General features: G+C 53.9%; 21 protein-coding genes, 1 pseudogene and 1 riboswitch. Of the genes and pseudogenes, 8 read left to right on the top strand and 14 right to left on the bottom strand.

Features of this window, described 5'->3' with window-relative positions:
- Positions 1–24: 24 nt before the first annotated feature.
- On the top strand, positions 25–1623 hold the full coding sequence (locus BJ885_RS12790; RefSeq protein ID WP_029742002.1) for a cyclic diguanylate phosphodiesterase: 1599 nt from the start codon (positions 25–27) through the stop codon (positions 1621–1623).
- A gap of 6 nt (positions 1624–1629) precedes the next feature.
- On the opposite strand, the gene yoaE is transcribed toward BJ885_RS12790, so the two are convergent.
- Positions 1630–3189: a CNNM family cation transport protein YoaE gene (yoaE, locus tag BJ885_RS12785; RefSeq protein ID WP_121932073.1), complete on the bottom strand. Its 1560-nt coding sequence runs from the start codon at positions 3187–3189 to the stop codon at positions 1630–1632.
- On the bottom strand, positions 3177–3335 hold the full coding sequence (locus BJ885_RS23580; protein WP_404851393.1) for a protein YoaL: 159 nt from the start codon (positions 3333–3335) through the stop codon (positions 3177–3179). The genes yoaE and BJ885_RS23580 overlap by 13 nt, the downstream gene beginning before the upstream one ends.
- A gap of 317 nt (positions 3336–3652) precedes the next feature.
- On the opposite strand from BJ885_RS23580, the gene manX reads away from it, so the two are divergent.
- From manX to mntP, 5 genes are all read left to right on the top strand, one after another.
- On the top strand, positions 3653–4618 hold the full coding sequence (manX, locus tag BJ885_RS12775; RefSeq protein WP_032658500.1) for a PTS mannose transporter subunit IIAB: 966 nt from the start codon (positions 3653–3655) through the stop codon (positions 4616–4618).
- Positions 4619–4664: 46 nt separating this feature from the next.
- The gene (gene manY, locus BJ885_RS12770; RefSeq protein WP_008500490.1) at positions 4665–5465 is read left to right on the top strand and encodes a PTS mannose transporter subunit IIC; all 801 of its coding nucleotides are present in this window, start codon (positions 4665–4667) and stop codon (positions 5463–5465) included.
- Positions 5466–5477: 12 nt separating this feature from the next.
- The gene (locus BJ885_RS12765) at positions 5478–6329 is read left to right on the top strand and encodes a PTS mannose transporter subunit IID (protein ID WP_006810994.1); all 852 of its coding nucleotides are present in this window, start codon (positions 5478–5480) and stop codon (positions 6327–6329) included.
- A gap of 55 nt (positions 6330–6384) precedes the next feature.
- Positions 6385–6843 carry a DUF986 family protein gene (locus tag BJ885_RS12760; protein ID WP_121932072.1) on the top strand — a complete coding sequence of 153 codons (459 nt, stop codon included), beginning with the start codon at positions 6385–6387 and terminating at the stop codon, positions 6841–6843.
- Between the two features lie 198 nt (positions 6844–7041).
- Positions 7042–7231, top strand: a riboswitch (yybP-ykoY riboswitch).
- Between the two features lie 10 nt (positions 7232–7241).
- Positions 7242–7808 (top strand): manganese efflux pump MntP, encoded by a 567-nt coding sequence (mntP, locus tag BJ885_RS12750; protein ID WP_029741998.1) that lies wholly within the window; start codon positions 7242–7244, stop codon positions 7806–7808.
- On the opposite strand, the gene rlmA is transcribed toward mntP, so the two are convergent.
- From rlmA to mgrB, 7 genes and pseudogenes are all read right to left on the bottom strand, one after another.
- A complete protein-coding gene (gene rlmA, locus BJ885_RS12745; protein WP_121932071.1) occupies positions 7805–8620 on the bottom strand; it encodes a 23S rRNA (guanine(745)-N(1))-methyltransferase in 816 nt (271 codons plus the stop codon). The genes mntP and rlmA overlap by 4 nt on opposite strands.
- Before the next feature lie 65 nt (positions 8621–8685).
- Positions 8686–10404, bottom strand: coding sequence for a peptidoglycan glycosyltransferase FtsI (ftsI, locus tag BJ885_RS12740; RefSeq protein ID WP_121932070.1), 1719 nt, complete (start codon positions 10402–10404; stop codon positions 8686–8688).
- A 219-nt stretch (positions 10405–10623) separates the two neighbouring features.
- Positions 10624–10833: a transcription antiterminator/RNA stability regulator CspE gene (cspE, locus tag BJ885_RS12735; RefSeq protein WP_001062678.1), complete on the bottom strand. Its 210-nt coding sequence runs from the start codon at positions 10831–10833 to the stop codon at positions 10624–10626.
- A 13-nt stretch (positions 10834–10846) separates the two neighbouring features.
- Positions 10847–10991, bottom strand: a pseudogene (locus tag BJ885_RS12730) (DUF2627 domain-containing protein).
- A gap of 525 nt (positions 10992–11516) precedes the next feature.
- On the bottom strand, positions 11517–12506 hold the full coding sequence (locus BJ885_RS12725) for an MBL fold metallo-hydrolase (RefSeq protein ID WP_121932069.1): 990 nt from the start codon (positions 12504–12506) through the stop codon (positions 11517–11519).
- Between the two features lie 23 nt (positions 12507–12529).
- Positions 12530–12820: a YebO family protein gene (locus BJ885_RS12720; RefSeq protein ID WP_008500484.1), complete on the bottom strand. Its 291-nt coding sequence runs from the start codon at positions 12818–12820 to the stop codon at positions 12530–12532.
- A gap of 74 nt (positions 12821–12894) precedes the next feature.
- On the bottom strand, positions 12895–13038 hold the full coding sequence (mgrB, locus tag BJ885_RS12715; protein ID WP_006175995.1) for a PhoP/PhoQ regulator MgrB: 144 nt from the start codon (positions 13036–13038) through the stop codon (positions 12895–12897).
- A gap of 161 nt (positions 13039–13199) precedes the next feature.
- On the opposite strand from mgrB, the gene BJ885_RS12710 reads away from it, so the two are divergent.
- Complete coding sequence (locus tag BJ885_RS12710) at positions 13200–13439, top strand: YobH family protein (RefSeq protein WP_029741993.1); 240 nt, start codon at positions 13200–13202, stop codon at positions 13437–13439.
- A gap of 68 nt (positions 13440–13507) precedes the next feature.
- On the opposite strand, the gene kdgR is transcribed toward BJ885_RS12710, so the two are convergent.
- Positions 13508–14299 (bottom strand): DNA-binding transcriptional regulator KdgR, encoded by a 792-nt coding sequence (gene kdgR, locus BJ885_RS12705; RefSeq protein WP_023312208.1) that lies wholly within the window; start codon positions 14297–14299, stop codon positions 13508–13510.
- Between the two features lie 179 nt (positions 14300–14478).
- On the opposite strand from kdgR, the gene BJ885_RS12700 reads away from it, so the two are divergent.
- Positions 14479–15852: an MFS transporter gene (locus BJ885_RS12700; RefSeq protein WP_121932068.1), complete on the top strand. Its 1374-nt coding sequence runs from the start codon at positions 14479–14481 to the stop codon at positions 15850–15852.
- Between the two features lie 50 nt (positions 15853–15902).
- Here the strand turns inward: BJ885_RS12700 and htpX are convergent, their stop codons facing one another.
- The 4 genes from htpX to BJ885_RS12680 form a co-directional block, all read right to left on the bottom strand.
- A complete protein-coding gene (htpX, locus tag BJ885_RS12695; RefSeq protein ID WP_014884290.1) occupies positions 15903–16784 on the bottom strand; it encodes a protease HtpX in 882 nt (293 codons plus the stop codon).
- A 193-nt stretch (positions 16785–16977) separates the two neighbouring features.
- Positions 16978–19026 (bottom strand): carboxy terminal-processing peptidase, encoded by a 2049-nt coding sequence (gene prc / locus BJ885_RS12690; protein WP_121932067.1) that lies wholly within the window; start codon positions 19024–19026, stop codon positions 16978–16980.
- A gap of 19 nt (positions 19027–19045) precedes the next feature.
- Positions 19046–19732, bottom strand: coding sequence for an RNA chaperone ProQ (proQ, locus tag BJ885_RS12685; RefSeq protein ID WP_023336085.1), 687 nt, complete (start codon positions 19730–19732; stop codon positions 19046–19048).
- 96 nt (positions 19733–19828) lie between these two features.
- Complete coding sequence (locus tag BJ885_RS12680; RefSeq protein ID WP_008500476.1) at positions 19829–20326, bottom strand: GAF domain-containing protein; 498 nt, start codon at positions 20324–20326, stop codon at positions 19829–19831.
- Positions 20327–20393: the final 67 nt, after the last annotated feature.

Genomic DNA, 20393 nt, shown 5'->3' with positions numbered 1-20393 from the left:
TGGTGGCTTATCAGGCGACCGTTCATGCAAACTGCACAAACGATCATTAAAAATTATCGCCGAAAACGCGTTATCGTCTGTGTCACGGTTGCGCTCCTCACGCTCATCCTGACGTTAGGCATTCGCTTTATTTCACAGCGCAATGTTAACCAACAGCGGATCCTCGATTTTACCAGCCACACCGTTCGCGCCCTTGATAACGTCCTGCTTTCTTTAGAGAACCGCCGCAGCGTGCTGCAGCCCCTGGTGGGGCAGCCCTGCCCGCAGGCGCACCTGGCGCTGCGAAAGCAGGCCGCCATTTTGCAGACGGTACGCTCCATCGCCCTGATTAACGAGGGTATCCTGTATTGCTCAAGTATTTTCGGGAGCCGCAACGTGCCCGTTCGCGACTTCCTGAAAGAACTCCCCGCCAGCACGGCAAAGCTGATTTTATCGACCGACCAGTGGCTGCTTAAAGATAGCCCGATATTGGTCCAGTGGTATCCCGTCTCACAGGACGGTGAAGCTGGCGTTATCGAAATCATCAATATCGATCTGATCGCCAAAATGATCCTTGAGCCCCAGCGCCCGCTCATCAATGACGTGGCGCTGACCGTAGGCGATCGCTTTCTGCGCTATGGACAACGCGTCAGCGACAGCCTGACCTTTGATGAGGAAGGTTCTCTTTTCCAGCAATCGTCAACCCGAAACCCTTTCACCATTACGGTCAGCGGGCCAGGCCCTGGAGAGTTAGCCTTAAAAAGCCTGCCAGCCCAGCTGCCGCTTGGACTCATGCTCAGCCTGCTGCTGGGCTATCTCGCCTGGCTGGCAACGGCAAACCGCATGAGCTTTACGTGGGAGATCGATATGGGCATTGCGGCGCGGGAATTTGAGCTTTTCTGCCAGCCGCTGGTGAATGCCCGCACCCAGGCGTGCACCGGCGTGGAAATCCTGCTGCGCTGGAATAACCCCCGTCAGGGTTGGATCACCCCGGAGGTATTTATCCCTCTGGCAGAAGAACATAACCAGATTGTCCCTCTGACCCGCTATGTCATCGCCGAAACGGTGCGCCAGATAGGCTACTTTCCTTCCAGCGCCGGTTTTCACATCGGTATTAACGTCGCCGCCAGCCATTTCCGTCACGCGGTGTTGATACAGGACCTGAATCGCCTCTGGTTCAGCGCCAGTCCGCGCCAGCAGCTGGTGATTGAACTCACGGAACGGGATGCGCTGCTGGATGCGGATTATCGCATCGTGCGCGAGCTGCATCGCAAAGGGGTGAAGCTGGCCATTGACGATTTTGGTACCGGGAACAGCTCCCTCTCCTGGCTCGAAAAGCTTCACCCGGACGTGCTGAAAATCGACCAGTCGTTTACCACCGCCATCGGCACCGACGCCGTGAACTCGACGGTGACGGATATGATTATTGCGCTGGGTCAGCGGCTGAATATCGAACTGGTTGCTGAAGGGGTCGAGACGGAGGAGCAGGCGCGCTACTTGCGCCGCCATGGCGTACCTGTCCTGCAGGGGTTTTTCTATGCGCGGCCCATGCCGCTACGGGATTTTCCGAAGTGGCTGGCGGGGAGCGCGTCCCCGCCAGCGCATCATAACGGGCACATCGTGCCCTTAATGCCGCTGCGCTAAGCCGGCTTACTCATCTTCGTCGTGGGCTGATTGTTCTTTAACAATACGAACCATATCAACGCGATAGTCGTTGGCTTCAACGATCGTAATGTGCAGCGGCCCCAGCTCGATCACATCTCCGACGCGCGGGATTTGCCCGTTAACGGCGATAACCAGACCGGCAACGGTCGCGATGTCTTCTTCATCGTTGATCACGTTTTCCAGCCCCAGCGTGTGCGAGAGCGCGTGCAGGTCGGTGGTACCTTTAACCAGCCAGCCTTCACCGTCGGCAACGATCTCAGGCGTTTCGTCGGCATCCGGGAATTCACCGGCAATCGCTTCCAGCACGTCCAGCGGCGTAACCAGCCCCTGCACCACGCCAAACTCGTTGGTGACGATAACAAAGCTACCGCGAGCGCGGCGCAGCACCCCGAGCAGGTTGATAGGATCCAGCGTTTCCGGCACGACAATCGCAGGTGACGCGGCGGCAACGGCTTCCACGTTGAAGCCCTCTTCCAGGGCCACCAGCATCTCTTTCGCCCGCACGACGCCGATGATCTCATCCAGCTCTCCGCGACACACCGGGAACAGGCTGTGCGGAGAAGAGAGCAGCTGCTGGCGAATTTCATCCACGCTCAGGTTTGCATCGACCCAGCTGATCTCCCCACGCGGCGTCATGATGCCGCGCAGCGAACGGGAGGCCAGGGAGAGCACGCCGTTGATCATATAGCGTTCTTGCTCCACAAACGCCCCTTCCGGGACCGGAACCGGGTTATGGTTTTCGGAATCAGACTGGACGTTCACCTGACGACGACCGCCCATCAGGCGCAGTATCGCATCTGCGGTACGGGCGCGCAGCGGCTGATTCGACTGCTGCTTAATAAAGTTACGGCGCGCAATCTGGTTGAACAGCTCGATCAGGATCGAGAAGCCAATCGCGGCGTACAGGTAGCCTTTCGGAATATGGAAGCCAAAACCTTCCGCCACCAGGCTCAGGCCAATCATCAGCAGGAAGCTCAGGCACAGCACGACCACCGTTGGATGCTGGTTAACGAAGCGCGTCAGCGGCTTCGAGGCCAGAAGCATTACCGCCATCGCAATGACAACAGCCGCCATCATTACCGGCAGATGATTCACCATGCCGACCGCCGTGATCACCGCATCCAGCGAGAAGACCGCATCAAGCACCACGATCTGCATCACTACCACCCAGAAGCTGGCATAGCCCTTACCGTGCCCATCATCGTGCTGACGGTTTTCCAGCCGCTCGTGTAGCTCCGTCGTCGCTTTGAAAAGCAGGAATATCCCCCCGATCAGCATGATTAAATCACGCCCGGAGAAGGTGTAGTCCATGACGGAGAACAGCGGTTTGGTCAGCGTGACCATCCAGGAGATGACGGAGAGCAGCCCCAGTCGCATAACCAGCGCCAGCGAGAGACCAATCAGTCGCGCTTTATCACGCTGTTTTGGCGGCAGTTTGTCCGCGAGGATGGCGATAAACACCAGGTTATCAATGCCGAGAACAATCTCGAGCACCACCAGCGTGAGCAATCCCACCCAGATTGACGGGTCCATTAAGAATTCCATGACAAGCTCCTGCTAAAGGAATGACGAAACGGTGCCCCACTCAACGTGGGCAAAACAGAGGTAAACAGAGTCGATACGTGGCGAGGATCGCCGGTGAATAAGGCGCGAAATGGCCTGGCAGATGACTGACGTCGGTGACGGTCCATATAGTGGGCTGTAGCCCTATACTCCTGAACTATTAAACGGAGGCTAAACATATCAGAGACACTGTGTTTTTAGCAAAGATTTACGTTCCTTTGCAAAGTTCTGTAACACAGCGGCTTTACGCTACAGATAAATCTGTAACGCGTGGCTAAATTACGGATCTTCATCACATAAATTATTTTTTCACTATCTAAAATAATTCGCGGAAGTCTTAGTTTTTTTGAACTCTAACCCTTATCTGAATCGATTCGGTTCGCCAATACGATTCTCAGTACGGCTGCCTGGCAGGCGTATTAATGATAATAAAAGGAGGTAGCAAGTGACCATTGCTATTGTCATAGGCACACATGGTTGGGCTGCTGAGCAGCTACTCAAAACGGCAGAGATGCTGTTGGGCGAGCAGGAAAACGTCGGCTGGATCGATTTCGTTCCCGGTGAAAACGCCGAGACGCTGATAGAGAAGTACAATGCTCAACTCGCGAAGCTGGATACCAGCAAAGGCGTGCTGTTTCTCGTTGATACATGGGGCGGCAGCCCGTTCAATGCCGCCAGCCGCATTGTCGTCGATAAAGAGCACTATGAAGTTGTCGCCGGGGTTAATATTCCCATGCTGGTGGAAACCTTCATGGCTCGCGACGACAATCCGGCGTTCGATGAGCTGGTGGCGCTGGCCGTTGAAACCGGTCGCGAAGGGGTAAAAGCCCTGAAGGCGCAGCCAGTTGAAAAACCCGCCCCTGCGCCTGCAGCGGCACCAAAAGCGGCAGCACCGGCAAAACCGATGGGTCCGAACGATTACATGGTTATCGGCCTGGCGCGTATTGATGACCGCTTAATCCACGGCCAGGTCGCCACGCGCTGGACCAAAGAGACCAACGTTCGACGCATTATCGTGGTCAGCGACGAAGTGGCCGCCGATACCGTTCGTAAAACCCTTCTGACTCAGGTTGCTCCTCCTGGCGTTACCGCGCACGTCGTGGATGTCGCCAAGATGATCCGCGTGTACAACAACCCGAAATACGCGGGTGAACGCGTGATGCTCCTGTTCACTAACCCGACAGACGTTGAGCGCATTGTTGAAGGCGGCGTGAAAATCACCTCTGTGAACATTGGTGGTATGGCATTCCGTCAGGGCAAAACGCAGGTCAACAACGCCATTTCAGTCGATGCGAAAGATATCGAGGCATTCAACAAGCTGAATGCGCGCGGTATTGAACTGGAAGCCCGTAAGGTTTCCACGGATCAAAAACTGAAAATGATGGATTTGATCGGCAAAGTTGGGAAATAAGCCCGCGCCGGTTCTCATATAAAGTTTATGTAATAGGAGAAGTGCAATGGAGATTACCACTCTTCAGATTGTGCTGGTGTTCGTCGTCGCATGTATTGCGGGTATGGAATCCGTACTTGATGAATTTCAGTTCCACCGCCCTCTGGTGGCCTGTACGCTGATTGGGGCCGTTCTGGGTGACATGAAAACCGGTATCATCATCGGTGGTACCCTGGAAATGATAGCCCTGGGCTGGATGAACATCGGCGCAGCGGTTGCGCCCGATGCCGCTCTGGCCTCTATCATTTCGACCGTTCTGGTTATTGCCGGTCACCAGAGTATTGGTGCCGGTATCGCGCTGGCGATCCCGCTGGCAGCAGCTGGCCAGGTTCTGACCATCATCGTTCGTACTATCACCGTTGCCTTCCAGCACGCGGCGGATAAGGCGGCCGAAAACGGCAACCTCACGGCACTGTCGTGGATCCACGTATCATCCCTGTTCCTGCAGGCGATGCGTATCGCGATCCCGGCGGTTATCGTGGCGATCTCTGTTGGTACCAGTGAAGTGCAGAGCATGCTGAACGCCATTCCAGAAGTGGTCACCGGCGGTCTGAACATCGCGGGCGGTATGATCGTAGTTGTCGGTTATGCGATGGTCATCAACATGATGCGCGCAGGCTACCTGATGCCGTTCTTCTACCTCGGCTTCGTGACCGCTGCCTTCACCAACTTCAACCTGGTTGCACTGGGTGTGATTGGCGCGGTGATGGCGATTCTCTACATCCAGCTCAGCCCGAAATATAACCGCGTTGCGGGTGCCCCAGCGCAGGCTGCTGGTAACAACGATCTCGATAACGAACTGGACTAACAGGTGAGCGAAATGGTTGATATGACAAAAACTACCACCGAGAAAAAACTCACTCCGGGTGATATTCGTGGCGTGTTCATCCGTTCTAACCTGTTTCAGGGTTCATGGAACTTCGAACGTATGCAGGCGCTGGGCTTCTGCTTCTCCATGGTGCCAGCGATCAAGCGCCTGTACCCGGAAAACAACGAAGCGCGCCGTCAGGCGATCAAGCGTCACCTGGAATTCTTTAACACCCATCCTTACGTAGCGGCTCCGGTTCTGGGCGTAACGCTGGCGATGGAAGAACAGCGTGCGAACGGCGCAGAGATTGACGATGGTGCCATCAACGGTATCAAAGTCGGCCTGATGGGTCCGCTGGCCGGTGTCGGTGACCCAATCTTCTGGGGCACCGTGCGTCCGGTCTTCGCGGCGCTGGGTGCCGGTATCGCGATGAGCGGCAGCCTGCTTGGCCCGCTGCTGTTTTTCATCCTGTTCAACGCCGTGCGCCTGCTGACCCGTTACTACGGTGTGGCCTACGGTTACCGTAAAGGGGTGGACATCGTTAAGGACATGGGCGGCGGCTTCCTGCAGAAACTGACTGAGGGGGCGTCAATCCTCGGCCTGTTTGTCATGGGGGCGCTGGTTAACAAGTGGACGCACGTGAACATCCCGCTGGTGGTATCGACCATCACCGGTCAGGATGGTCAGACGCGCGTCACCACCGTGCAGACGATTCTGGACCAGCTGATGCCTGGCCTGGTACCGCTGCTGTTAACCTTCGCCTGCATGTGGCTGCTGCGTAAGAAAGTGAACCCGCTGTGGATTATCGTTGGCTTCTTCGTCATCGGTATCGCGGGCTACGCTGTCGGCCTGCTGGGTCTGTAAGCTTCAATGCTATAGGCCGGGGGCTTGCCCCCGGTTTTTTTTATCTGGAGGATGAATGACTGTCACGGACATCGTACTGGTTTTATTTATTGCTGCCCTTCTGGCTTACGCGATCTATGACGAATTCATCATGCCCCGCCGTCACGGCGAGACGCTGCTCTCCCTTCCCCTTCTGCGACGCGGGCGCGTGGATGCGTTTATCTTCGCGGGTCTCATCGCTATTCTTATTTACAATAACGTCACCAGTCATGGTGCAATATTAACCACATGGTTATTATGTGCGCTGGCATTAATGGCGGTTTATCTGTTCTGGATCCGCACGCCGAAAATCATTTTTAAATCCCGCGGATTTTTCTTCGCCAATGTGTGGATAGAATATAACCGTATTAAAGAGATGAATTTATCCGAAGACGGTGTGCTGGTGATGCAATTAGAACAACGCCGCCTGCTTGTTCGGGTGAAGAATATTGACGACCTGGAAAAGATCTACAAGTTACTCGTTAAAACTCAATGACTTAAATATATAGCAATGGCTATATTCTGTGTTTATCTTGCGCAAGAAATATAGCCAAAGCTATATCCCCTTCGTTAATTTGTTCTCTATTTGTTAACGATACGTTCACGCTTAAAGACAAATGAAAATCGTTATCACCAAGCATTTTAAATAATGCCTCTTCGTTGTTGTTTTATATTCTCAAAATATGTTAAGGTTGCGCCCGTCGTTGGGGAGTAGCCGATTTCCTGTTCGCAGGAAATGTACGTGTCAACATACTCGTTGAAAAACGTGGCGCGTACGGATCGCTGACAGCACATCTTATGTGCGGCGCGATCAGGCGAGACCATAGATACATCAACTGCTGTTTACTGGGGGCAGTGATGTGTCATATGGATATCCCCGGTCTGGACGCTGTTATGAATATCTCCGCTACGATCCTTCTCGCTTTTGGCATGTCCATGGACGCATTTGCTGCTTCCATCGGAAAAGGCGCCACGCTCCACAAACCTAAGTTCTCAGAAGCCCTGCGTACCGGCCTCATTTTTGGTGCTATCGAAACGCTTACGCCGCTTATCGGTTGGGGACTTGGCATGCTCGCCAGCCAGTTCGTGCTGGAGTGGAACCACTGGATTGCCTTCGTACTGCTGGTGTTTCTCGGCGGCCGAATGGTGATTGAAGGTTTTCGCGGCGGTGATGATGAAGACGAGGAACCGCAGCACCGCCACGGGTTCTGGCTGCTGGTCACCACGGCGATTGCCACCAGCCTTGATGCGATGGCCGTCGGCGTCGGTCTGGCATTCCTGCAGGTCAATATTATTGCCACCGCGCTGGCCATCGGCTGCGCAACGCTGATCATGTCCACGCTGGGCATGATGGTAGGACGGTTTATCGGCCCGCTGCTGGGTAAACGCGCCGAGATCCTGGGAGGAATTGTGCTGATTGGCATTGGAGCCCAGATCCTCTGGGCACACTTCGCCGGTTAATCTTCGCGCTGCCAGACGTGGATACTGAAATCCGTCTGGCAGTTAAATATTGATTGTACAGCTAACGCTTCCCACACTTCCGGTTTTGCCCGCCACGCGAACGGCGTCATCTGCAGCAACGCGGTGGCCTCTTCCCCTTTCAGCGTCATTTCATACGCCACGCTTTGCTCCTGCTTCAGGCTAAAACCGGCCAGCTGTTCAGAATGAGGGGCATGGAGACGCACTTCGTCGTAGATCAGCCCTTTCAGCTCCATCAGATGACGCGGGCCCGGCGTTACGGTGACCACCCATCCGCCCGGCTTCACCACGCGAGCCAGCTCTTCCGCCTTGCAGGGCGCGTAAATGCGGATAACAGCGTCCATGCTGGCATCGTCAAACGGCAGCCGGTGGCTGGATGCCACGCAGAACGTCACGTCCGCGTAACGCTTTGCCGCCGCGCGAATGGCCACTTTCGACACGTCCAGACCGAATGTCAACGCGCCCTTCTCAAGGGCGATCCCGGCAAAGCGTGCGGTGTAGTACCCTTCCCCGCAGCCGATATCGAGCATGGCGGTGGCTGAACCCGGCAGGATGTCATTCAGCATCTGCGCGACGGTCTCCCGCAGCGGCAGATAGTGCCCGGCATCCAGAAACGCGCGGCGCGCCTGCATCATCTCTGCACTGTCGCCTGGATCGCGGGAGCGCTTATGCTGCACCGGCAGAAGATTCACGTAGCCTTCTTTTGCCATATCAAACTGATGCCCCTGCGGACAGGTATAACTTTTATCTGAATGCGTCAGGGGGGCGTGGCAAAGGGGACAGCTGAAGGACATGGTGACTCCGGAGCATAATCAAAGGGCGAAGTGTACCGCTATTCGCCCTGGTTATAAACGCCCGGTTAACGCATTACGATAAGGTGATCGGAGCCCGCCGGTAACCCGTCAGGTTTCACATTCTCCAGACGCAGCACGTTACCCATAATCTCGCTGAATACAGGCGCGGAAACGGCACCGCCGTAGTAGGCACCATTTTGCGGATCGTTAATGACCACCACCAGGGCAAAACGCGGATCGCTGGCGGGCGCAACGCCGGCCGTATAGGCGACGTATTTATCGACGTACTTCCCGCTGTCGTCAATTTTCTTCGCCGTACCGGTTTTCACCGCCACCCGGTAATCACGAACGGCAGCCTTAACGCCCCCGCCGCCGGGCAGCGCAACGCTCTCCATCATGTGCTCCACCTCGTGCGCGATCTCTTCCGGCATGACGCGGTGCCCGATAACGGGTGGATCGATACGCGTAATCGAGAGAGGTCGCTCGAGCCCGAAGCCACCGATCGTGGCGTAGACGTGCGCCAGCTGGAGCGGCGTCACCATCAGCCCGTAGCCGAAGGCAAAGGTCGCACGATCGAGCTGGCTCCAGTATTTACGATTTGGCAACAGCCCCGAGCTCTCACCCGTTAAGCCAAGCCCCGTATTCGTGCCAAACCCAAAGTTTCTATAAGTATCAATTAGATGCTGGACAGGCATTGCAAGGGACAGTCGGGAAACTCCGGTGTCGCTCGATTTTTGCAGGATCCCGGTCATCGTCAGTTCAGGATAATATCCCACGTCGCGGATACGATGCCCGGCAAGGGTATACGGGTGAGTGTCAATCACGCTGTCCGGCTGGACCAGGCCCTGCTGCAGAGCCGTCATCAGCACCAGCGGCTTGACCGTCGAACCGGGTTCGAACGTATCGCTGATGGCGCGATTACGGAAATCGTTGATCGTCGCGCCTTCCCGATTATTGGGGTTGAAATCCGGATAGCTCGCCATGGCGAGTATTTCCCCGGTTGGGATATTAATTAGCACCGATGCGCCAGACTCGGCCTTGTTCCAGGCCACGGCATTATTGAGCGCATCTTCGGTGATGGTTTGCAGCCGCTCGTCGATACTTAACTGGATGTTATGCGCCGGCGCGGGCGCCACTTCCGTCAGGTTTTCAACCACTCGGCCGTAGCGGTCTTCCCTTACCTGCCGCACTCCGGCCTTGCCGGTCAGCTGCGCATTGAAGCTTTTTTCCACGCCTTCAATGCCCTGCCCGTCAATATTGGTGAAGCCAATCAGGTTCGCTGCCACATGGCCGGCAGGATAAAAACGGCGGGATTCATCGCGTAAATTGATGCCGGGCAGATTCAGCTTATCGATCCACTTTGCCTGTGCGGGATCGACCTGACGGGCAAGATAAATAAAACGCCCCTGCGGGTTGGCGTTGATTCGCGCCGAAAGTGTGCCCAGGGAGAGATGCAGCGCATTTGCCAACGCCTGCCAGCGTTCGTCAATGCCAACGCCTCCTTTTGCCAGCACCGTTTTAGGATCGGCCCAGACGGCCCGGACGGGCACGCTCACCGCCAGAGGGCGACCTTCGCGATCCATTATCATGCCGCGCGGCGCATCAATCGCCAGCTGGCGAAGGGAGCGCATATCTTCCTGCTTCACCAGATTGTCAGGCTTGATGATTTGCAGCCAGGCAACGCGGCCCAGCAAAAAAGCCAGACTACAAAAAATAGCTAAACAGAGCAGCACAAAACGCGCTGGCGTGAAATTGCCAGCGGTCGTTATCAATTTCTTCTTCACCTGAACCCCAGGACTGTTAAACAACGCCCTGATTTAACGGGAAAAGATGGGTTTAAGGTGGCAAAACAGTGCTACTAACCTCGCAGCTTTGCAACAAGTTACTAACAAGACCGCGAATGGTAATATTTTGAAAGATAAGGGACATAAAAAAGCCCCGCATTATGCGAGGCTTTATGTCTGAGATTGAAGTGCTAAGCGCTTCAGTCAGCAGCGGTTCGATCAGATAGCAGTTACGTTAACTGCAGCTGGGCCTTTCTGGCCATCCTGAATTTCGAACTCAACGTTCTGGCCTTCAGCCAGAGTTTTGAAGCCGTTACCCTGGATTGCAGAGAAGTGTACGAACACGTCTTTGCTGCCGTCAGCAGGAGTAATGAAACCAAAACCTTTAGACTCGTTGAACCACTTAACTTGACCTTTAATCTTTGCCATTTTGCAAAATTCCTTAGAGTGTTTTCTTAGCCCGCAGGCATTAACTGAGATAAAACTGAGACATTACTGCATGAGGCACTAATATAAGGTTCGGCAGAGAAGCGGTATTCAACGACAACGTGTTTACTCAGGACTTCTTTACTGAAAATGCCACACATAAACAGAACTGTACCTCGTTTGACCCAAAACGTGTTATCACACACTATGTTTAATATGGCAAGCCATTTTTAAACATGTCTCGATCCGCCGCACAAATTCGAACAGTGCCTGTCAGGTTTTGCACAATTATGCGCATCACTCACAGACAGCTCAGCTGCGTAACAAAGACCCAGCGTTGCTTTCACAAGCGCTGTAATCTAAGACTTTTTTAACATAGCTCAATCATTACGAAGCGTCCAGCAACCGGGAAAAGAAATCTTACGTCCTGATTGAGTTAGAACATTTTGTGAAAACTTATGCTTAAATCATTGTAACGCGACCAAATTGTTTCAGAGAAAAAACACCGTTAATAACCCGCGCCGAACTGTATTAAAATGCACCAGCTAATAAACAGTGTTATGCACCAAAATAATGAAATTTTTATGACTCTGCATCAAAAGAAGGCAAGCAAAACGTTTCGATAAAAATAAAACATTCCTGCACGCGTTTACATACAGAATATATGCACTACCTTATCGCTTCGTTTATAAGGATAAATATTCACCAACTTTCAGTATCCTGAAAGAATGATTAACCGGTGCTAAATTATCTAGCGCGTCAGTTAACTCCCGCACAGGTTCATCGAGGGCTTCATCTGCCAGTTCAAACACGCCCCAGTGAATGGGAAACGCCAGAGGACAACCCAGCTGCTGCCACAATGCCACCGCAGATTGCGGATCCATATGATGGACAGCCATGAACCATCGTGGGGCATAGGCACCTATTGGTAACGCGGCAGCATCGATATGGCCAACGCGTTCAGGTATCAACAGCAGTTCAGGCGAATACCCCGTATCTCCGCTGAACCAGAAACGATGATGTCGACCTTCCATAACCCAGCCGCACCATAATGAGCGATTGCGGTTCCATGGCGTGCGCATACTCCAGTGCTGTGCCGGTACGGCGGTCAGCGTCATCCCCTGCCAGGTAAAGCTCTGCCACCAGTCGAGCTCAACCACGCGTTTTGCCCCCCGGCGGCGAAACCAGTCGGCCAGGCCCAGCGGAACAAAAAAACTGACCTCGGGGAAGCGTTTGAGAATACGGCGAATGGTCGCATCATCAAGATGATCGTAATGATTATGGGAGATGACGACCGCATCAAGCTGATTGAGTTGACTGACTGACAGCGCGGGAGGCGTTTTGCGCTGTGGTCCCAGGAAAGGGAGTGGAGAAGCGCGCCGTGAAAAAACCGGATCGGTAAGGATGATATTGCCGTCCAGCTGCAGCATTACGCTCGCGTGTCCCAGCCACCATACCCCATCTTCATGAGGTTGCGTAAGCTCAACCGGTTGCCACCACTGTTGGATAAAGTCTTCATAGCCCAGCGCGGGTGGCTTCGGTAAACCGGCCTCTTTACGCGCTTTACGCCAGCGGTCAACATCGCCGGGTTGATGTCCGACAGGATCGGTATTACGAAAACCGTTCGGGGTGTGATGTTTCAGGGAGGGGTCATACCAGGGATTTTTCCAGACCACAGCCACCTCCCAGCATAAAAAGATTAACGCTCAGCCACCAGGCGGATAAAGTCGTCTTCGTCTTTGTTATCTTCAGCAACCGCGTCTTTCGGCGCGTCTTTCTCTTCCGGTTCGTTAGCCTCACACAGACGGCGTAGCAGCGCATTCTGACGTTTTTGCTGATCGAGCAGCGCTTCCAGCAGTTCAATCTGCTCGTTAGTACGGGAACTGGCGCGGTTCACGAAAAACCAGATGACCAGGCCCACAAGCAGAACAACCAAAGAAATCATCAGGGATGCCATATTCAGCAGCCCTGAATTCAGTAACTCACCCATTTCACCACCTCAATAAAAACATCTATTTTACCACTGGCGCGAAGGAAGGAAATCACCTTGAGAAAAAATGCGTATTACCACGGAATAAACTTATTGATTGCGCAAACGCCGCTAAAAAACTGTACATCCTGATCGCACATCACATTGATCGTCTGCGTCCATAACACCACGCACGCTATCAGCACGATAATCAGAATTACCCAGCGTATTTTTTTCACTCCACACTCCGTCTAAAAACCTGATGTAACGAGGTTATCACGCTTATCTTAAACAAGGACTAACTGTACCGCCATCGCACTTTTTTCAGAATCCTGCACTTGTTTCATCGTGTAAACCGTTTAGGCTAGCTTTATGATAACAACGACAAAAGAGGTTAATGATGCGCTTAATCATTCGAACAATTATTGCACTGGCCATCGTCTGGATTGGCCTTCTGCTTACGGGTTATGGCGTGCTTGTGGGAAGCACCGAAAACGCAGCCGGGTTAGGGATTCAATGTAAATATTTAACAGCACAGGGCGTGAGCACTGCGCAATATTTGCATACTGACAGCGGGATCGTTGGCTTGACCAACTGTCCGGTCCTGCGAAAGACATCCGTCGTGATTGATAATGGCTAATCAGCCGGTGACATGACTGATATAAAAAACGCCGCAACAGATGCGGCGTTTTTTTATGCGAGCAGAGATTAAAACGGGTAGTCGTGATAACCCATTTGTTCAGAAATCTTACGTGCGGCAGTGTGCAGAATAGCCACATACTCATGCAGGCGCTCTTCGGAGAAGCGTAAGGTTGGGAAGGAGATACTTAAGCCCGCGATTACTACGCCAAAGCGGTCAAACACCGGAACGCCGATGCAGCGCAGCCCTTCTTCCTGCTCTTCGTTATCTTCGCCATACCCCTGCTCGCGTACGCGATCGAGCACCGTTAACAGCGCGTCCGTACTGGTAATGGTTCGTGAAGTACTTTGCTTGTATTCCACGCCTTCGAGGATCTGCTTCACTTCTTCACGATCGCGCCACGCCAGCAGAACCTTACCAATCGCGGTGCTGTAGAGCGGGTTGCGACGACCAATGCGCGAGTACATGCGCAGATTGTACATGGAGTCGATTTTATGGATGTAAACAATGCTGTCTTCATCCAGTGCGCCGAGATGAATGGTCTCTTTGGTCAGGCGAGAGATTTCACGCATCTGAATATCGGCGCTGCGGATCAGGTCAACATTTTGTAGCGCACGGGCACCCAGCTCAAACAGCTTCAGCGTCAGAGAGTATTTTTCAGATTCGCCTTCCTGGGCAACGTAGCCCAGCGACTTCATGGTTTGCAAAAAGCGATATACGGTGCTTTTAGACATCATCACGCGCTGCGACAACTCTGTAATACCTATTTCACGCTCTTCCCCCAGCGCCTGTAAGATGCCAAACACCTTCAGCACGGAAGAAACAGAATCTGGCTGTTTATCCAAATCCGCAATAGCCATTTACCACCTCATAGAGAGTGTTTTATAAAAATCAGAACCGGTTTTTATTATAAGTTCCCGTCATGTCACCTGCAATCAATCCACGTTTACTTCGTTACAAATCTGCGACATATCGCAGCTGTAACAATGCTAAAATAGTTACCCTGAGAATAATTTCACGCTGAGCTTTTTTAATCCTAATGGAAAAGACCCTTTCCGATGGCCTGCCTTTACCCCAGCGGTATGGCGCTATAGCGACCATCATTATCGGTATCTCAATGGCCGTCCTTGACGGCGCAATTGCGAACGTTGCCCTGCCAACCATCGCCAGCGACCTGCATGCCTCTCCCGCCAGTTCGATATGGATCGTTAACGCCTATCAGATTGCGATTGTGGTTTCCCTGCTCTCGTTCTCTTTCCTGGGCGATATGTTCGGTTACCGTCGGGTGTATCAGTGCGGTCTGGTGGTTTTCACCTTCACGTCCTTGCTATGCGCCCTTTCAGATTCACTGCATACCCTGACGCTTGCCCGCATCGCGCAGGGTTTTGGCGGCGCGGCGCTCATGAGCGTAAACACGGCGTTGATCCGCTTAATTTATCCGCAGCGTCATCTGGGGCGCGGCATGGGGATAAACTCGTTTATTGTCGCCGTCTCTTCCGCCGCCGGGCCAACTATTGCGGCGGCGATCCTTTCCGTTGCGTCATGGCAATGGCTGTTTGCTATTAACGTGCCGCTGGGCATTGTCGCTATATTCTTTGCCCTGCGCTTTCTTCCCGCTAACGGCCCTAAAAGCACCATGCCGCGATTCGATGTGGCGAGTGCGGTGATGAATGCCCTGACCTTTGGCCTGCTGATTACGGCGCTGAGCGGCTTTGCGCAGGGACAGTCTCTGATGCTTACCGCCGCGGAGCTCATCGCCCTGCTGGCGATCGGCTTCTTCTTTGTTCGCCGCCAGCTCACTCTCCCTGTGCCTTTACTGCCGGTCGATCTGCTGCGTATTCCCCTCTTTTCCCTCTCCATTTGCACGTCTGTCTGCTCGTTCTGCGCCCAAATGCTGGCTCTGGTTTCTCTGCCCTTCTTTCTGCAGAGCGTGGTCGGCCGTTCAGAAGTGGAGACCGGCCTGCTGTTAACCCCCTGGCCGCTGGCGACCATGGTGATGGCGCCGCTGGCAGGTTACTTAATTGAACGCGTCCATGCCGGTTTCCTGGGAGCATCGGGGCTTGCGGTGATGGCGACAGGCCTTTTCGCGCTGGCGCTGCTACCGTCCTCGCCAACCGATCTGGACATCATCTGGCGCATGATCCTGTGCGGCGCAGGGTTTGGCCTGTTCCAGTCCCCTAATAATCACACCATCATCACCTCCGCGCCGCGCCATCGGAGCGGTGGTGCCAGCGGCATGCTGGGAACCGCGCGCCTTCTGGGGCAAAGCAGCGGCGCGGCGCTGGTCGCCCTGATGTTTAACCTCGCCGGGCAAAACGGCAACCATGTTGCGCTTCTCACCGCGGGTGCCCTTGCCTCGCTCGCGGCGGTCGTCAGCGGCCTGCGTGTGACCCAGCCCAGGGTTCAGGCATAAAAAAAGCCGGGCGGAGAGTTCTCCTGCCCGGCTTATTAGGGTTCTTAGCGTTACTTCAGGTATTCCCCACTGCGCAGCGCTTCGATACGTTTATCCAGCGGCGGGTGAGACATAAACAGCTCGCTCAGCGATTTGGATTTACCGTTAATGCAGAAGGCCATCATGCTGTTCGCTTCCTGCGGCTCATAGCTGGTTTTCAGACGCTGCAGCGCGGCAATCATCTTCTCACGACCAACCAGCTTCGCCGAGCCGGCATCCGCGTGGAATTCACGGTGGCGGGAGAACCACATGGTGATGATGCTGGCCAGAATACCGAATACCAGTTCCAGAACCATCGAAACGGCGAAGTAGATCAGCGGGTTGCCGTTGCTCTCTTCACCTTCGTCACGGTTTCCGCCCATAAAGCCTGCCGCGATCTGCGCCAGAATACGGGAGATGAAGATCACGAAGGTGTTCACCACGCCCTGAATCAGGGTCATGGTCACCATGTCACCGTTGGCGATATGGCTGATTTCGTGGGCAATAACCGCTTCGGCTTCGTCACGGCTCATGTTCTGCAGCAATCCGGTGCTGACGGCAACCAGTGACGCATCGCGACGGGCGCCCGTGGCGAAAGCGTTGATGTCCGGGGCATGGTAAATCGCCACCTGCGGCATGGCGATCCCGGCCTGACGGGATTGCTGAGCCACCGTATTCATCAGCCACTGTTCCATATCGTTACGCGGCTGTTCAATAACCTCACCACCCACCGATTTCAGTGCCATCCACTTCGACATCAGCAGGGAGATGAACGAGCCACCAAAACCAAACAGCAGCGCCATAATCAACAGACCCTGAACGCTGCTCGACTGAATTCCTGTCAGGCTTAGCACGAGCCCGAAAACCACCATGACCGCCAGGTTGGTGAGCAGGAAGAGCGCGATTCGCATCATAATTTTCTTTTTACCTCAGTTTAACAAAACGCACTATGCGATTACCCACATCGTATGGGTATTGCGTCTATTTTCAAGCATCCGGCGGGCGTAAGTCACCAGAAAGACACAACTTTACACAATTGGAAATCTGGCTGACGGAAGGATGCAGAACAAAAAGAAACAGGCACAATTTCTTGTGCCTGTTGGGAGGTTATTTTGCCGGAGCGGGCTGTACGGCTGGTTTCTCTTTTTCCTGATTCGCAAGGTCGAGAGCAATATGCACCGTCTCGTCCAGATACGGATCCGGCTCCTGGTAATCTTTTGGCAGATCGTCCAGTTTCTTGAGCAGAGGCTTGCCTTCGCGCTTGAAGCGATCGTTGATACGCGCCAGGCGGGTTGCATCGTCTTCGTTGTTCTCTTTCTCACGCTGTGCGTAGTTCAGAGAAACGATATTCCGCTTATCTTTCAGGGCATTGAATCGTGCAATGTCCTTCATGATGTACTGGAACTCCGGATCTTTCGCGATGCGGTCGTTATGCGCTTTCAGCAGTTCTGGGCCAAATTGCGTCATATCACCCGCTTTCACGTAGGTCGCGGCATTGATGCTGTCCCACGGCAAGGCGTTATCTTCAAACTTCTCGCCGGTTTCCGTCTCTTCCGTGCCTGTCGGCATCATGATGTCCGGCGTTACGCCCTTACGCTGCGTACTGCCGCCGTTCACGCGGTAGAATTTCTGAATGGTGTACTGAACCGAGCCCAGCGCAGGCCATTCCGGACGCAGCATCTGATCGTAAATACGATTCAGAGAGCGATACTGCTGAACGGTGCCTTTCCCGAAGGTTGGCTCACCGACAATCAGCGCGCGGCCATAGTCCTGCATTGCAGCGGCAAAGATTTCAGACGCTGAAGCACTGAAGCGGTCAACCAGGACCACCAGCGGGCCTTTGTAGTAGACCACACCGTCGTTGTCGGCATCTTCACGCACTTTACCGTTGTTATCGCGCACCTGAACCACAGGACCTGATGGAATGAACAGACCGGAAAGTGAAACCGCTTCCGTCAGCGCCCCGCCGCCGTTACTGCGCAGGTCGATGATAATGCTGCTGACGTTCTGCTTTTCAAGCTTCTGCAGCTGAACCTTCACATCGTCAGTCAGCCCCACGTAGAAGCCAGGAATATCCAGAACACCCACCTTCTCTTTACCCACGGTTTTCACCGACATTTTCACCGCGCGGTCTTCCAGACGGATACGCTCGCGGGTCAGGGTAACGATACGGGTTTTGGTGCCTTTACCGGCAGGCAGAATTTCCAGACGAACCTTGCTGCCTTTCGGACCTTTGATCAGCGCAACCACGTCATCGAGACGCCAGCCGATCACGTCGACCATGTTCTGGCCGGTTTGTCCTACACCCACAATGCGATCGCCTACGCTAATCGCTTTGCTTTTAGATGCCGGGCCACCCGCGACCATCGAATTGATCACCGTGTAATCATCGTCCATCTGCAGCACCGCGCCGATACCTTCCAGAGACAGGCTCATCTCGGTATTGAACTGTTCGGTGTTGCGCGGAGAGAGATAGTTGGTGTGCGGATCGATTTCGTGAGCAAAGGCGGTCATGGCCAGCGAGAAGACATCCTCACTGTTGGTCTGGGCCAGACGACGAATGGCGAATTTGTAACGACGCGTCAGCGTGTGACGGATCTCTTTTTCGTCTTTGCCGGTCAGCTTAAGACTCAGTTCGTCGTATTTAACTTTACCGTCCCACAGCGCATTCAACTCGGCCTCATCTTTCGGCCAGGGTGCTTTACTGCGATCCAGATTAAAGGTGTCAGTGCCGGTGAAGTCCATCGGACGTTCCAGCACTTTCAGCGCGTACTGATAGCGTTCAAAGCGGCGCTTTTGCGACAGGTTGTAGAGATCGTAGAACAGATCCAGCTTGCCTGAACGCAACTCGTCACCCACCTCGGATTTGCGCTTAGCGAACTGCTCGACATCGCTGGCGAGCAAAACGTTATGGCTGTAATCCAGCAAGTTCAGATAGCGGTCAAAGATTTTGGCCGAAAAGGCCTGATCGAGATCGAACTGACGATAGTGCGAGCGGGTAAAACGTGAGGTCACGCGCTCGCTCACCGTCGCGTGCTGCGTCTCTTCCTTGAGTACCGGAATTTGATCAACACGCGTGATATCGTCCACTGCAAAAGCGTGACCTGTTATGGCAAACAGGCCCGCCAGCGCGGTGAGCTTAAAAAAAGTGTTCATGCCAGGCTTGGCCTCCGTTTCAGAACAACAAGTGTTCTGCGCGTACAATCATTGACATACCAGAAGTCAGCTGTACACGAACGCCATCTTTGGTGATTTCCAGTACGGTGGCGTCCATAGCATTGTTACCCGCTTTTACCTTCAGCGCCTGACCTACGCTCAGAGCGTTAATGTCAGAAACCGGCGTATGGCGCGGCTCTTCACGAGGGGCACGCGGGGCTTTTGCTGCTGGTTTGTCTGCACGCGGTTTGCGATCGTTATTATCGTGACGACGCGGCGCAGGGCGTGGTTTACGCTCACGACGAGGCGCTTCTTCCTGGCCGTTTGCCGCTGCGGCTTCGCGTTTTTTCGCCTGCTGTTCTGCACGTTGTGCCTGAACGCGTGCTTTGGCTTCTTCAAGCTGCTTGCGCGCGTGCTCAACGTGCTGCTCGTCCAGCTCACCACACGGGTTGCCGTCGAGATCCACGCGGGTCGCGCCAGCTTTGATACCGTACAGGTAACGCCAGCTCGAAGTATAAAGACGTAAGGCGGAACGCAGCTGAGTTTTGCTGAGGTTCATTTCCCCTTCAACACGCGCCACCAGATCCTGAAAAATACCGACTTTCAGGGGACGAGCTTCACCTTCCGCGCTGAAGCACTGCGGGAAACGCTCGGCCAGAAATGCGATAACTTCTTTACTGCTATTCAACTTAGGTTGATTTTCCATGAAATTTCCTGATTACAACGGACGTTGCCAACAAGCGCAGGCATGAACAGGCGTCATTATAATGACGCTATCAGTAAATGCTACGTTATCCGTTGATTATCCTGCGACGCTCGCAAAGAATTTTTGATAATCGGTTGCAGCGAGTACGTTTTCCAGATTCGCCACCAGCTCGCGTAGCCCCTGTTCGTCCTCGGTTGTAAAGCGACTGAAGACCGTGCTGTCGATATCCAGAACGCCAATAATCTGATTTTTCACCACCAGCGGCAGAACGATTTCAGAATTACTGGCAGCATCGCAGGCAATGTGCCCGTCAAACGCATGAACGTCTTCCACACGCTGGACCTGATTCTCAGCCACCGCCGTGCCGCATACGCCACGCCCTACCGGAATACGCACGCAGGCCAGTTTGCCCTGGAACGGGCCGAGCACCAGAGTTTCACCTTCCAGGAGGTAAAAGCCGGCCCAGTTCACGTCAGAGAGACGTTCAAACAGCAATGCGCTAGTATTTGCCAGAGTGGCTAAGAAGCTGGTCTCACCCGCCATCAATGCCTTAAAATCGCGGTTCAGATCCGCGTAGAATTCTGTTTTGTTCATTATTCAATCACTTAGTTGTCTTACAAATTTACCGCATAGCCTATTAAAATAAGCATTAAATGCGCTC

Source organism: Enterobacter sp. WP_7_1 (assembly GCF_003688535.1).
Classification (GTDB): domain Bacteria; phylum Pseudomonadota; class Gammaproteobacteria; order Enterobacterales; family Enterobacteriaceae; genus Enterobacter; species Enterobacter asburiae.
This window is presented reverse-complemented; position numbering and strand designations above follow the sequence as displayed.

Excerpts from the sequence above, each read along its gene's own strand:
- BJ885_RS12790 (WP_029742002.1), top strand. The coding sequence starts at position 25 with ATGCAAACTGCACAAACGATCATTAAAAATTATCGCCGAAAACGCGTT.
- cspE (WP_001062678.1), bottom strand. The coding sequence starts at position 10,833 with ATGGCAAAGATTAAAGGTCAAGTTAAGTGGTTCAACGAGTCTAAAGGT.
- mntP (WP_029741998.1), top strand. The coding sequence starts at position 7,242 with ATGAATATCTCCGCTACGATCCTTCTCGCTTTTGGCATGTCCATGGAC.
- BJ885_RS12720 (WP_008500484.1), bottom strand. The coding sequence starts at position 12,820 with ATGGGTGAGTTACTGAATTCAGGGCTGCTGAATATGGCATCCCTGATG.
- BJ885_RS12760 (WP_121932072.1), top strand. The coding sequence starts at position 6,385 with ATGACTGTCACGGACATCGTACTGGTTTTATTTATTGCTGCCCTTCTG.
- kdgR (WP_023312208.1), bottom strand. The coding sequence starts at position 14,299 with ATGGCTATTGCGGATTTGGATAAACAGCCAGATTCTGTTTCTTCCGTG.
- rlmA (WP_121932071.1), bottom strand. The coding sequence starts at position 8,620 with ATGTCCTTCAGCTGTCCCCTTTGCCACGCCCCCCTGACGCATTCAGAT.
- proQ (WP_023336085.1), bottom strand. The coding sequence starts at position 19,732 with ATGGAAAATCAACCTAAGTTGAATAGCAGTAAAGAAGTTATCGCATTT.
- BJ885_RS12700 (WP_121932068.1), top strand. The coding sequence starts at position 14,479 with ATGGAAAAGACCCTTTCCGATGGCCTGCCTTTACCCCAGCGGTATGGC.
- BJ885_RS23580 (WP_404851393.1), bottom strand. The coding sequence starts at position 3,335 with ATGGACCGTCACCGACGTCAGTCATCTGCCAGGCCATTTCGCGCCTTA.
- BJ885_RS12765 (WP_006810994.1), top strand. The coding sequence starts at position 5,478 with ATGGTTGATATGACAAAAACTACCACCGAGAAAAAACTCACTCCGGGT.
- prc (WP_121932067.1), bottom strand. The coding sequence starts at position 19,026 with ATGAACACTTTTTTTAAGCTCACCGCGCTGGCGGGCCTGTTTGCCATA.
- manY (WP_008500490.1), top strand. The coding sequence starts at position 4,665 with ATGGAGATTACCACTCTTCAGATTGTGCTGGTGTTCGTCGTCGCATGT.
- BJ885_RS12680 (WP_008500476.1), bottom strand. The coding sequence starts at position 20,326 with ATGAACAAAACAGAATTCTACGCGGATCTGAACCGCGATTTTAAGGCA.
- BJ885_RS12710 (WP_029741993.1), top strand. The coding sequence starts at position 13,200 with ATGCGCTTAATCATTCGAACAATTATTGCACTGGCCATCGTCTGGATT.
- htpX (WP_014884290.1), bottom strand. The coding sequence starts at position 16,784 with ATGATGCGAATCGCGCTCTTCCTGCTCACCAACCTGGCGGTCATGGTG.
- yoaE (WP_121932073.1), bottom strand. The coding sequence starts at position 3,189 with ATGGAATTCTTAATGGACCCGTCAATCTGGGTGGGATTGCTCACGCTG.